The sequence below is a fragment of the Lacinutrix sp. genome (assembly GCF_023299985.1).
GTDB lineage: Bacteria > Bacteroidota > Bacteroidia > Flavobacteriales > Flavobacteriaceae > Lacinutrix.
On sequence record NZ_JALZVX010000099.1, the window covers coordinates 1 to 13,583 of the forward strand.

13 protein-coding genes and 1 pseudogene are annotated in these 13,583 nt (G+C 28.5%); 9 read left to right on the forward strand and 5 right to left on the reverse strand.

What is annotated here, in order from left to right; all coding sequences use genetic code 11:
- Positions 1-156: 156 nt before the first annotated feature.
- The 4 genes from Q0C58_RS04840 to Q0C58_RS04855 form a co-directional block, all read right to left on the reverse strand.
- Entirely contained in the window at positions 157-504 is a 348-nt protein-coding gene (locus Q0C58_RS04840) for a hypothetical protein (RefSeq protein ID WP_290698211.1), read from the reverse strand.
- Between the two features lie 11 nt (positions 505-515).
- Positions 516-1,052: a hypothetical protein gene (locus Q0C58_RS04845; RefSeq protein WP_290698214.1), complete on the reverse strand. Its 537-nt coding sequence runs from the start codon at positions 1,050-1,052 to the stop codon at positions 516-518.
- Between the two features lie 30 nt (positions 1,053-1,082).
- Positions 1,083-1,229 (reverse strand): hypothetical protein, encoded by a 147-nt coding sequence (locus Q0C58_RS04850; RefSeq protein WP_290698217.1) that lies wholly within the window; start codon positions 1,227-1,229, stop codon positions 1,083-1,085.
- Positions 1,230-1,344: 115 nt separating this feature from the next.
- Positions 1,345-2,334 (reverse strand): WYL domain-containing protein, encoded by a 990-nt coding sequence (locus Q0C58_RS04855; protein ID WP_290698220.1) that lies wholly within the window; start codon positions 2,332-2,334, stop codon positions 1,345-1,347.
- Positions 2,335-2,414: 80 nt separating this feature from the next.
- Here Q0C58_RS04855 and Q0C58_RS04860 point away from each other — a divergent pair, with 80 nt between their 5' ends.
- From Q0C58_RS04860 to Q0C58_RS04895, 8 genes are all read left to right on the forward strand, one after another.
- Positions 2,415-3,683, forward strand: a complete 1,269-nt coding sequence (locus Q0C58_RS04860; protein ID WP_290698223.1) for a polysaccharide biosynthesis C-terminal domain-containing protein — start codon at positions 2,415-2,417, stop codon at positions 3,681-3,683.
- Positions 3,684-3,856: 173 nt separating this feature from the next.
- On the forward strand, positions 3,857-6,247 hold the full coding sequence (locus Q0C58_RS04865; RefSeq protein ID WP_290698225.1) for a TonB-dependent receptor: 2,391 nt from the start codon (positions 3,857-3,859) through the stop codon (positions 6,245-6,247).
- Between the two features lie 3 nt (positions 6,248-6,250).
- Positions 6,251-7,066, forward strand: coding sequence for a DUF4249 domain-containing protein (locus Q0C58_RS04870; RefSeq protein ID WP_290698227.1), 816 nt, complete (start codon positions 6,251-6,253; stop codon positions 7,064-7,066).
- Between the two features lie 359 nt (positions 7,067-7,425).
- Positions 7,426-8,670, forward strand: a complete 1,245-nt coding sequence (locus tag Q0C58_RS04875; RefSeq protein ID WP_290698229.1) for an efflux RND transporter periplasmic adaptor subunit — start codon at positions 7,426-7,428, stop codon at positions 8,668-8,670.
- A gap of 2 nt (positions 8,671-8,672) precedes the next feature.
- Positions 8,673-10,025 (forward strand): ABC transporter permease, encoded by a 1,353-nt coding sequence (locus tag Q0C58_RS04880; RefSeq protein ID WP_290698231.1) that lies wholly within the window; start codon positions 8,673-8,675, stop codon positions 10,023-10,025.
- Between the two features lie 5 nt (positions 10,026-10,030).
- Positions 10,031-11,491: a TolC family protein gene (locus Q0C58_RS04885; protein ID WP_290698234.1), complete on the forward strand. Its 1,461-nt coding sequence runs from the start codon at positions 10,031-10,033 to the stop codon at positions 11,489-11,491.
- Between the two features lie 28 nt (positions 11,492-11,519).
- A complete protein-coding gene (murQ, locus tag Q0C58_RS04890) occupies positions 11,520-12,347 on the forward strand; it encodes an N-acetylmuramic acid 6-phosphate etherase (protein ID WP_290698236.1) in 828 nt (275 codons plus the stop codon).
- Positions 12,337-12,579 carry a DUF6095 family protein gene (locus tag Q0C58_RS04895; protein ID WP_290698239.1) on the forward strand — a complete coding sequence of 81 codons (243 nt, stop codon included), beginning with the start codon at positions 12,337-12,339 and terminating at the stop codon, positions 12,577-12,579. Before murQ ends, Q0C58_RS04895 begins: the two co-directional genes overlap by 11 nt.
- Here the strand turns inward: Q0C58_RS04895 and Q0C58_RS04900 are convergent.
- Positions 12,572-13,078, reverse strand: coding sequence for a hypothetical protein (locus Q0C58_RS04900; RefSeq protein WP_290698242.1), 507 nt, complete (start codon positions 13,076-13,078; stop codon positions 12,572-12,574). The genes Q0C58_RS04895 and Q0C58_RS04900 overlap by 8 nt on opposite strands.
- Before the next feature lie 114 nt (positions 13,079-13,192).
- Between Q0C58_RS04900 and Q0C58_RS04905 the strand changes: the two are divergent.
- A pseudogene (locus Q0C58_RS04905) lies at positions 13,193-13,583 on the forward strand (IS1595 family transposase); the annotation flags it as partial.

Below are 13,583 nucleotides of genomic sequence, written 5' to 3' on the forward strand. Positions count from 1 at the left end.
AATTACTGAAGCTATGCGTCCAAGTAAAACATTAAATGGTATTTTAGGATAGAAATTTTATATTGAAGTAAAAAAAGCTCCCTTTAGGGAGCTTTTTTTGGTTTTGGTTAATTTGAAATTGATTTTTATTCCGATTGCAATTTTTGGTAAATTATTTCATTTTAAAATTTTATTCAGTGCCATTTTTATTAGAAAAACAGCAAATAATTGATATATTAAAGAAAAAAATGCAATAAATATATTAGTTTTTATGGTTGTCTCTATAAAAGTCCATAGCCATAGAGCAAGTGAAACACATAGAAACAAAATAGATGATTCAACTTCAACCTCAATCATAAATCCACTAAAATAGAGGAAACCGATAGCAAGTAAGCCTCTAATAATTACTCCAAAATTAAATATATTATAATCATATTTATCCATAGAAATTTTCCATAAATAATACCCTAAACCAAAAAATAAAATTACTCCAAGTATAATTCCTATTATATATAATGCTGTCATAGTAAATACTATTAATCTCTTTTTTCTGGTTTAACTGGCAATGGAATTTCTTCAGATATTAATCGTTTAAAAAAACCTTTAGACTTTTGTTCTTTAACCCGTTCTTTATAAACTATGATTTCATTTTCATAATTTTCTAACTCTATTTGATACTCCCTTTCTATTCTTTCTTTCCTAAGATTTAAAGCTTTTTCATGTCCCTCAAAAAACTTTTCATTATCGATAAACTGGTTTAAATTTTTAAATACTTCAGAATAATCAAACTCAAGGTCGAACATTATAATTCTAATAATAGATACAAAAATTTCTTCAGTTTTTCTAAATTTTGAATTAAGTTCTGTGTCAGATAATAAGTTATGAATCATTTCTTCATATTCAGCCTTTTCTTCAGCAAGTAAATTGTATTCTTCTTTTGTTACTACATTATCTACTAATGCTTGTTCTTGTCTCAGTTTGGAAGATTCTATAAAACCTTCTAGTAATTTAATTCCACCATCTATACCTTTAGTAGCAAGCATATTTTTATCTTCTTTTGAAAAAATACTCATTTTGAATTTTATTAATGATTTATAAAAAAATTAGTTCGTCTCTGAAATTTCACTCCAAGCGTACTCAGAGATTGTCGCTGAAGTATTTTCTGGATTACATTTTTTAGGTGTTGCCATTTTAGAAAACATTGTATCATTTGTAACAATACCAAATCTTCTACATTTGTAAGTTGCCATTAAGTATGTTTTAAGTTTTAATTATAAACACAAATAAACCACCCAACTAGACAAAACGTGTCCAGTTAAAAATAAGTACTAAAAAAATATTTTGAAAAGAAATTATAGTATAGCTTTACACCTCAATATCAGCATAGTAATGCTCTAAAATAAATTGGTGTTGTTTAACAACTTTTAGAGCTAACCATTTTGGCTCAATAACTTTAACCCAAAGATTAAACTTAAACAACTCGATTAGAAACTCGTAATTAGGTTTTAAAGTCACAGTTATTTCTCCAAAAATAGCATCATTTTTATAATCTAAAACAGCTGTGTTTTTTTGAGAAGGCACACTAATAACAGTTTGAGAATGGTGAAGTGGTTTTGACATTAGGTACTTAAAATGGTGATTTGCTACTTTAAGTCTTATGGTTTCGGTTTTTGTGTCATCGTTCAAAATACCAAAAGCATCATTAAAATATTGAGCTGCATCAAAGTGTAAAGGTTCGTTTATAATACGATCTGTAATTACTAATTTAGACACGCGAGCATCTAAACATAAAGTCTTGATGCCAATTTCTGGATTAAAAACCAATAAATACCAAGCCTTATTAGCTTCTTTAATATGAAGTGGTTGAACGGTTGCTTCTTTAATTTTGGAAAAAATATCGTCATCGTACCAACCTTGATAACTTATTGTTATGTAAACTTGATGTTCTATAGCTTTTACTAAGCCCAATATATTAATATCTGTATTTAGAGACGATTGTTCTGCAGTTATAAAAGGCGACCATTGTTGTTCTTTATGGCTTGCTAAAAATAATTCCATTTTATCAAAAATAGCTCGATGTGTTTTTAAAATATCCACATTAGTAACCATATAATAGCCTTTGTGCCTTTTGTGGTTAATCTCTACTCCAAAAAAAGATGCTATATTTTTAATATCTCTATCTATTGTTTTTTCGCTAGTGACTAGTAAACCTTGATAAAGCTTATCGTCTCGATGATAATCTTCGTATTGATTTTTTAAGGATTCTAAAATCATTTCTCTAGAAATACAGCTATTTATAGTTGTTTTAACAAGTAGATTATAAATGTGGTATTTTCTAATAAAATCTGGAGTCATTGTATAGCGTTAGTAAATCGAAAGTAATAAAATTAGTTTAAACTAAAACATTTAGTTTTACTTTAGCCCAAAAGAAAACCTTGAATTTATTTAGTAAAAAAGATTTTACAACTACAAAATGGTATGTTTTAGAAAAACTGTGCCAGTTAATTATTGGTATCTATATTACGCCTAAAATATTTAATAGTTTAGGTGCTTTTAATTCTGGCGAATTAGAAATTTCAAAATCTATTGTTGGCGTTTTAACACCGCTTTTCTTTTTAGGATTATCTGCAATATGCATTCGCGAACTCGTATTCAAACCCAAATTAAAACACTTTATTATTGGCACTACTTTAGTGTTGCGGTTTTTAAGTTTTATAATAATATCTTTATCCTTATTAGTATACACCTACTTTACTAATACTAATGAAATTACACTTATTGTTTTAATTATTGCGGCTAGTTATTTATTTAAAATTAGTGATGTTATTTCTTATTTTTTTATTGCAAATAAAAATTATAAATATGTTTTTATCTGTAAAATTATAACGTTAGTTTTTGTTTTAATAGTTCAATATTATGGAGTTATTAATAAATTTAGTGTGTTTTATTTTGCAAGTATTTTATTTTTTGAAGGCATTATAGAAACTGTAATTTATTATCTAATAAACGCATACTCAAAACAATTAAAATTACTAAAGTTAAAATGGTCTTCTAAAATTGCAAAACAGTTATTACACTCTGCTTTACCATTATTAATCTCTAATTTTATTATTGTTTTTTATATCTCTATTGATAATTTTTTTATTAACTATTACCTTGGTTCGTCTGCCAATGGTGTATTATCTGTTGTAGATTTCTTAGTTATTTTTATTACATGGAATATTGGTGCAGCTTTTATTTATGGTCTCTATCCTGCTTTAGCAGAATGTTATTTAAACGATAAGACATTATATGCAAAAAGGTTGAAATTTATGGCTACAATAGTTTTAATATTTGGCATTTGTATTGGTCTATTTTACACCTTTTTTGGAGATTACATTATAGAAACACAATACGAAAGTAGTTTTAATAATGCTAAACTACCTCTTAAAATTTTTGCATGGTCTCCTCTATTTATTTTTATGGGAATGTTGTTAGAAAAACATTTAGTTAACCAAAATAAGCTACTAAGGAACGTATATCGTTTTATTCTAGGCTGCTGTTTTAATGCGATTTTATGTATTTTATTAATTCCTGAATATAAACTTGTTGGAGCTGCAATAGCGGTTTTAGTAAGTCACTTTATTACTAACATTCTTTTTGTGTTTTTCTATAAGTCTTACAGAAAAAATATATTAATACTATTATCTATCAAGACTAAGTAGTAATGTCCTTAAAAAGCTACTTTTTTTTAGGAGCTTTTTTGCGTTAGGGATTGAATGGTCTGTTTGAGCTCCTCGAAGAGAGCGAGTAGTGAAAGCCCGACCTTTAGGTAACGCCAAAATTATATGTTAAACTATTCTAAAAAAAAATAGTTTTACTTTAACTTTGTAAGTAGATGAAAATACTACAAATAAACACATTGAAGTTAAGCATACTTGCACTCCTGTTCTTTAGTTTTAATTTGAATTATGCGCAAGAAAAATTTACATTAAGTGGTGTAATAAAAGATCTAAACACCAACGAAACTTTAATTGGTGTAACACTACTTTTTCCAGAGCTAAATACTGGTACTTCTACAAATGAATACGGTTTTTATTCTATTACCTTACCTAAAGGTGACTACAAATTAGCAATAAGTTATATTGGTTATACCGATAAAACAGAAATTATTAGTTTAGATATAAATAGTAAACGCGATTTTATTTTAAGTGAGGCTACAGAGACTTTAGACGAGGTAATATTATCAGAAAACATAGAAAAATTAAGTATTAGAAAACCACAAATGAGTGTTAATGTTTTAACGTCTTCTACTATAAAACAAATTCCTGTAGTACTAGGTGAGGCAGACGTTTTAAAGGCTATTACATTATTACCTGGAGTTACAAACGCTGGAGAAGGTGCTTCTGGATTTAATGTTCGTGGTGGTGCTGCAGATCAAAATTTAATACTATTGGACGAGGCTACTGTATTTAACTCTTCTCACCTTTTTGGTTTATTTTCTGTATTTAATCCAGATGCTATTAAGGATTTAAAATTATATAAAGGTGGCATTCCTGCAAGATATGGTGGTCGTGTATCTTCGGTTTTAGATATTTACCAAAAAGAAGGAAATAGTAAAGCGTTTCATGCCAATGGTGGTATAGGTATAGTATCTAGTCGGTTACTAGTTGAAGGCCCTTTAAAAAAAGATAAAGGCTCTTTTCTATTAGGAGGAAGAAGTAGTTATGCACATTTATTTTTACCGCTTTTCGATTTAGACAATGTTGCCTATTTCTACGATTTAAACACAAAGTTAAGCTACAAACTAAACGATAATAATAACATTTACTTATCTGGTTATTTTGGTAGAGATGTATTTAATCTAGCAAATAGTTTTGAAAACACTTACGGAAACACAATAGTAAATTTTAGATGGAACCATTTATTTAACGACAAACTGTTTTCTAACATGTCGCTTATTTATTCGGATTATTTTTACGGTTTGAATCTTGATTTTGTTGAATTTAAATGGAATTCTGGTATTCAAAATTTTAATTTCAAGTACGATTTTAAACACTATCTAAGCACCAAATTTAAATTACAATATGGCTTAAATAGTATTTATTACAAATTTAATCCTGGAGAAATAGAACCTTCCACTCCTACTTCTGGAATAAACGAAGATAAATTAACCAATAAGTATGCTTTTGAAAATGCTATATATATTGACGCAGAACATAAAGTTTTAGACAATCTTACTCTTGCATACGGTTTGAGATTAAGCACTTTCCAACGCTTGGGACAAAGCGAGTTAAATATTTACGAAAACAATCAAGCAGTAACCTTTAATAACGATTTTCAAATATACCAAAGTGCAGAACCTATTGGTACAGAATCTGCTAGCAGAAGTAAAACCATTAAAGCTTTTGCTAATTTAGAACCTCGATTTTCTGCAGCATATCAGTTTAATCGTAATACTTCTGTAAAAACAAGTTATAACCGTATTTCGCAATATTTGCATTTATTATCTAACACAAGTTCACCTACTCCATTGGATGTTTGGGCTCCAAGTGGGAAGTTTATTAAACCTCAAATTTTAGATCAGTATGCAATTGGATATTTTAAAAATTTAAAAGATGGAGAGTATTCTTTAGAAATAGAAAGTTATTATAAAGATGTAAGAAACCGAATCGATTATATTGATGGTGCAAACCTAATAGCTAACGATGCAATAGAGCGCGTTATATTAAACGGAAAAGCCAGAGCTTACGGTCTAGAAGTCTTGTTTAGAAAAAACGAAGGTCGTCTAAAAGGTTGGATTGCTTATACAATATCTAAATCTGAACAAAAAACAGAAGGTAGAACTCCCAACGAAATTGGTATTAATAATGGTAATTGGTACAATACAGGTTACGACAGAACACACGATTTATCTATAACCAGTAGTTATAACTTAAATAAAAAATGGGATTTTAATGCCAATTTCCTTTTCCAAACAGGACGACCAACAACCTATCCAAATGGACAATATAGCTATAATGGCATAATTGTACCTAATTACAGCCCTAGAAACTCTACAAGGTTAACAAGTTATCATCGACTAGATTTTTCTGCAACTTACACACCAAAACCAGACAAAACAAAAGGCTGGCAAGGCTCATGGGTATTTGGGTTATACAATGCGTATAATAGAAGAAATGCAGCATCAATCTCTTTCGCACAAAACGAAGACACTGGTAATAATGAAGCAACACGCTTATCTATTTTTGGAGCTGTACCATCAGTATCATATAACTTTAAATTTTAAACAATGAAAAATAGACTATATCTATTAATAATATTATTTACTTTTTCTGCTTGCGAAGATGTTATAAATTTACAAGTGCCGAGTGCAGAACCTCGATTAGTAATAGATGCTTCACTAAATTGGTTCGAAGGAACTTCTGGTAATAATCAAACTATAAAATTATCGCTCTCTGCTCCTTTTTTTAATGACCAAATACCTATTGCTACTGGTGCAACAGTACTAGTTAATGATCAAAATAATAACGTTTTTAATTTTTTAGACACAAACTCTAATGGAACTTACGAATGTTTCGATTTTAACCCTCAATTAAACCAAGAGTACAACTTAACCATTACATACAATGGTGAAACTTATATTGGGTCTGAAACAATGATGACTGTTACACCAATAGATTTTATAGAACAAAACGATGATGGCGGATTTTCGGGAGAAGAAATCGAAATAAAAGCTTTCTATACAGATCCCGAAAGCGAAGAAAACTTTTATTTATTCGAATTTAAAGAACAAAATGAAACTAATCCTTCTTTAGAAGTCTATGATGATGAATTTACTAACGGAAATCAAATTTTTGCCTTCTATTCTAATCCTGAAACCGAAATTGGAAACCAATTAAACATTAAAAACTATGGTATTTCAAAACAATTTTACGAATTCGTTTTCCTCCTATTACAACAAACATCAGATGCAGGTGGAGGACCTTTTGAACTGCAACCAGCAACAGTTCGCGGTAATTGTATAAATCAAACAAATCCAGAAAATTTTCCATTTGGTTACTTTAGGGTTTCACAGGCAAACGAATTAATTTATACCATAGAATAATTTTTTTCTGGGCGTTACCAAGCCATGCAAAAAAGCATGACTTCGTCGTGTCATTCGCTATATCTTTTTTTTGCATAAATGCAACAAAAAAAAGGATGCCACTACTACCACTAACGCAAATAAAAAAATAACTCATAGCAATTGTAAAACATAAATAAATATCCATATTTGATTATTTTAGTAACTTCTAAATTAAAAATCTGGATGCATCTTTTTCAATATATAATACTATAATTGTTAACATAAAGTTATAATTAATATAAACTAATAATAATTTAAGATGATATTAACTTATTAAAAGTGACCTAATCTTATTTTTTACCTATTTTTATAAATCATCAATCAAAAAAACTAAACCAATGAATAAAAAAAGAATTGCCTTCATAATAGGTGCAATCATCTTACTAGTATTAGCTTTTTCATATTTTAATTCTAGTAGTGAAAAAGATGCTTTTATTACCGCTAAAGTAGTAAAAGGCACTTTTTTAAATGAAGTCTATATTTCTGGAGAAGCCCAATCTACAAGTTCAAAAAAAATTAACGGTCCAAGTAATGCTCGAAGATTTAATATCTATCAAATAAAAATTCAAGATTTAGTAGCTGAAGGTACTATTGTAAAAAAAGGAGATTATATAGGAAAACTGGATGCTTCCGAAGTAAATGGTAAAATTAATGAAGCCCAATTAAACTTAGAAAAAGCAAAATCTAAATATACACAACAACAACTCGACACCACTTTAACGCTTAAACAAGAACGTAACTCTATTAAAGATTTGTTATTTGATATTGAAGAAGACAGTTTAGAATTGATTCGCTCAACATACGAGCCTCCAGCTACTATTAGATCATTAGAAAATAAAATAGAGAAAACAGAAAGAGATTTAAGGGAAAAGAAAGCAGATTATTCTATAAAAAAGAGACAAGCAAATGCTAAAATGATAGAAGTAGGAACTGAGGTTTCTAAAATGAATAAACAAATAGAAGAACTATCAACTTTACAAAAAGAATTTACCATCCATTCTGAAGATGAAGGCATGGTAACTTATGTAAAAGAATGGAATGGTACTAAAAAGAAAGTAGGCTCAACTATATCACCTTGGGAACCTGCTATTGCAAGTTTACCAGATTTAACAAAAATGGAATCTAAAACCTATAGTAACGAAGTTGATATTAGAAAGATAAAAAAAGGATTAACAACAAAAATTGGCTTTGATGCTTTTCCTGATATAGAATTAGATGGAGTTATTACTGATGTAGCCAATGTGGGAGAAACTAAAGCAGGTTCCGACATTAAACTTTTTCAAGTTTTAATAGAACTGAATGAAACACATGAAAACATTAGACCAGGAATGACAACTTCCAACAAAATACTAATAGATAAACAAGAAGATGTTTTAATGATTCCTTTAGAAGCTATTTTTTCTAAAGACTCAATTAGTTATACTTATGTAAAATCCGGGTTATCTATAGAAAAAAAACAAGTAGAATTAGGCCAATCTAATAACGAAGTTGTAATTATAAAAAAAGGATTAAAAAAAGATGATACTGTTTATTTAAATAAACCAGAAGACTTAAACAAAAAGAGTATAACGCTATTAAAATAAAGATGATAGATAAAATACTTTTAGAAAAACTAAAATCTAATTTTAGTGAAGCTTATTGGTTTATTAAAACCAATAAAGTTAGAACCTTTTTAACAGCATTAGGAATTATTTTTGGTGTGGCTTCAGTAATAACAATGCTTGCCATAGGAAATGGTGCAGAAAAAGAAATATTAGCTCAATTAGAATTAGTAGGTGTAAACAACATTGTTGTTACGCCTATAATGGATGAAGAAAATGAAAATGCCGAGGAAAATAATGAAAATGCTAGCAGTACAGAGTCTAAACGTTTTTCTAAAGGTCTTGATATATTAGATGCTATCAGCGCTCAAAAAAACATACCTAGTATAAAACTAGTGAGTCCTGAAATAATTTTAAATACTTATGTCATTAATAATGGTAGGCAAAACTCTGTAAAACTTGTTGGTATATCTCCTGCCTTTTTTGAATCTTCAAATATAAATTTAGAAAGTGGTAAAAGTTTTTCAGATTTTCAAATAAAGAACGCGCTACCCATATGCATAGTAGGTAAAAAAGTTGAAAAAAAATTATTCACTGGAGAAAGTGCAATAGGAAAACAAATTAAGGTTAAAGACGTTTGGCTAAAAGTTATTGGTGTTATTGAAGAAAAATTAATTTCAAACAAATCACAAGAGAATTTAGGCATAAGAGATCTAAATGAAGATATTTACATACCAATAAACACCTTTTTGGTGCGCTATAAAGACAGAAAAATAATTAGCGATAAAATTGGTGCTCAAAACAGAGATCAAAATGGTCCAAAAAAAAGAATACCCAGAGGTAATTACCATCAAATAGATAAACTAACCTTGCAAGTTTCTAATTCTAACGAACTAAAAGCTACTGCTGAAGTTTTAAGCAAAATGCTTAGACGCAGACATAATGATGTTTTAGATTTTGAAATAACCATTCCTATTCAACTTCTAAAGCAACAACAAAAAACAAAACAAATATTTAATGTTGTTTTAATAATTATAGCAGGAATATCACTATTAATTGGAGGTATTGGTATTATGAATATTATGCTAGCTTCTGTATTAGAAAGAACTAAAGAAATAGGAATAATTAGAGCTATTGGAGCTACAGAAGAAGATGTTATTCTACAGTTTCTATCAGAATCTGTACTAATTAGTGTTGGTGGAGGCATTATAGGTATTATTCTAGGTATAATTGGCGCTTATGTAATAGAAATATTTTCTGGAATAGAAACCGTACTTACGTTAAATTCAATCCTAATCTCATTTTTTATAGCAGTAATTGTCGGACTCGTATTTGGGATATTTCCTGCAAAAGCTGCAGCTAGAAAAAAACCTATTCAAGCTCTAAGATCAGAATAATAAATATGAAAAAAATTCTCCTTATTATAATCGTTATTTTTCCATTTTTCAATAATGCGCAATCAAAAAAACTAACGCTTAAAGAAGCTATTGAGATAGCTAAAAAAAAATCGCCTGATTATAAAATTAATCTAAATAGAAATCAATCTAGTTATTGGAGATTTAAACGCTATAAAGCTAGTTTTTTACCAGAACTTAGACTTAATGCTGTTTTACCAGAATACAATAATGCTGTTAGAAGAATAACAAATGATGCAGGACAAGATGTTTTTGTAAACCAAAACCAATTGGTTATTCAAGGTGGTTTATCTATATCTCAAACCGTACCTTATACTGGAGGTACTTTATCTATAAACACTAATCTAGAACGTGTTAATCTTTTTGGAGTTGATAATAGTATTGGTTATTCAGTTATTCCTTTTACTGTTAATTATTTTCAAAATTCAATTTTATATAATCCATTTAAATGGGATAAAAAAATAGAACCTTTAATATACGAAGAGGCAAAAAGAGACTTTATAGAAAATATGCAACAAATATCGGTTAGTACTTCAAATAGGTATTTTCAATTACTTAAAGCGCAAATGCAATTAGAAATTGCAGAAACTAATTTGTCAAACCAAGATACACTGTTTCAAATTTCAAAAGGCAGATATAGAGTTGGTAAAATTGCAGAAAACGAGTTATTACAAATGGAGTTAAGGTATCTAAATTCTAAAAACACTGTAACAACAAATACAATAGAAGTAAAAAGAGCTTCTCAAAATTTAGTTCGCTATTTAGAATTAGAAACTGAAGAGTTAATATTAGATGTTCCTAAAGAATTACCACTTTTTGAAGTGAACATAGAAAAAGCAATAGAAGAGGCAGAATCTAATAGAAAAGCTGTTATAGAATTTAGAAGACAACGATTAGAAGGCGAAAAAGAATTAGCATTTCAAAAAGGAAATAATCGATTAGAATTAGGGATATCTGCTAATTTTGGTATATCTCAAAATGGAGACGATTTCAATAATCTTTTCAATAATTTTAATCAACAACAAAGTGTTAGAGTTACCGTTGGTATTCCAATATTTGATTGGGGAGTATCAAAGTCAAGACGTAAAATGGCTGAGGCTAATTTGGATCTAATTAACAATAATATAAATCAAGACAGACAAGAATTTGAGCAAGAAATATACCTTCATGTTTTAAATTGGTCCAATCAAAGAAATTTCTTGTTAACATCAGAAAAGGCAAAAGAAATTTCAATGAAACGTTACGACATTTCTAAAAAAAGATATGTTTTAAATAAAGTAACCATTACAGATTTGAATATTGCTTTAGAAGAAAGAGATAGAGCGGTACTTTTATATTTAAATTCTCTTGAAAAATTCTGGCAAGATTACTATATATTAAGACAGCTTACTCTCTACGATTTTATAAACAACAAAAAAATAGAAGTTGAAGATATACTTTATAATTAAAATCATGTACTAATTCCTTTTTAATAATATGTCATTTATAAAAACAACAGAACAAGATTCAAACTACAATAATTTAGAACAGATGTCTGTTAAAGAATTATTAGTTAATATTAACAAAGAAGACAAAACCGTTCCTTTAGCTGTAGAGAAAGTATTACCTCAAATTGAAAAACTAATAGAACAGATTGTTTTAAAATTAAAATCTGGAGGAAGACTGTTTTATATTGGAGCAGGTACAAGTGGTAGATTAGGCATTGTTGATGCATCAGAGTGTCCTCCAACCTTTGGAGTTCCTCATGAAATGGTTATAGGTTTAATTGCTGGTGGTGATAAAGCAATTAGGAAAGCCGTAGAATTTGCTGAAGACTCGATAAATCAAGGTTGGAAAGATTTACAAAATTATAGTATATCTAAACATGATATTGTTATTGGTATAGCAGCATCAGGAACAACACCTTATGTCATTAAAGCTCTAAAAGAATGTAACAGTAATAACATCGTTACTGGTTCGATATCGTGTAATAAAAATAGCCCATTATCATTAACAGCAAACTTTCCAGTTGACATAGTAGTCGGTCCAGAATTTGTCACTGGTAGTTCTAGAATGAAAGCAGGAACAGCTCAAAAACTAGTACTTAATATGTTAACAACTTCATCTATGATTAAACTTGGGAAAGTTAAAGGAAATAAAATGGTAGATATGCAACTTAGCAATAATAAACTAATAGATAGAGGCGTAAAAATGATAATGTCAGAACTTAATATTGATGAACAAAAAGCAAAAGACTTATTAAAAAAAAATTACAATGTAAGATCATCTATTAATGCATATAATACTTATCATAATGGAAACTAAAAAAACCGATAAAGAAGTATTAACAAAAGGCTTAAAAAAAATGGCGTTTTCTCTAATATTAATGTTCTTAAGCCCAATAATAATATACATTGCTTTTAGTAATCAAGAAAAACAACTGTATATTCCTTTGTTAATAATAGGAGTATTAGGGTGTAGCCTAGCTATATATTTTGCATTTAAAGGGCTAAATACAATACTAGACAGCATGTTTAAAAATAACAAAACTAATTAATTGTAGTTTCAGTTGGTTTTGGTGTTGAAGGATTATATCCAAAATCAGGATCTTCTATAGTAATATTTAATCGATCTAAAATAAAACCAATCATCGCATAATGATGTATTGTATGACTGTTAGCTTGAGATAACAATGCAGAATAGGTATAATCAATTTCAATTTTTCCATCTCCTAAATCATCAATCACAACAACCTTATCTTTACTTAAATTTTCAAGACTATTCAATTTACTAACGATACTGTTATAATATTCAATAGCAGAATCACAACATGCTTCTACAATTAAATCTCTTTTTCTAGAAGTTAAATCAATTTTACCATTCTCATTTAATTCTAGAGAGCAATAATAAAAATCATAAAGGTGTCTAATATGAGAACCAATACTAGAATAATATGGAGAAACAGAAGCATTACTAAGCTCTTCGTTAGAAAGTTGTGTTAATATATTTTTAGATTTACTAAGAGTTAATAACGTAGATTCAATAATTCTTTTCATAAAAACAAATTTAACTAGAATTTAATTAATATGGAATAACATAATGCTTTTTTTGTATATCCGTAAATACTAATAATTGATAATTTTTCATGATCTTAATAAAAAAATACAGTTATAAATATTTTCAGTTTTACAGCAGAATTTGATAGCGAATAATCCTGCCGTACTCACTTTAAAGAGGAGAGAGATAAAATAGGTGTAATTTGTAAAAAATGTTCTCATAAAGAACATTATTGGATAAAAAGCCAATGGAATTATGATTGTAAACAATGCAGAAGTCGTACTCTACGAAGTAGAACTAATTATGCAAAGTTCAAACTTATCATTTCTGATTTGGTATAAAACGATATTTCTGCTTACAGCAACAAAGAAAGGTTTTTCATCAAAAAAAATATAGCATCAATTAGACTTAAAACGTTATGAGCCTGTTTTGGCAATGGTTCATAAATTGCGAAAAGCAATGGGTAAAAAAGAAGATAAATATACTCTAGAAGGTATGATAGAG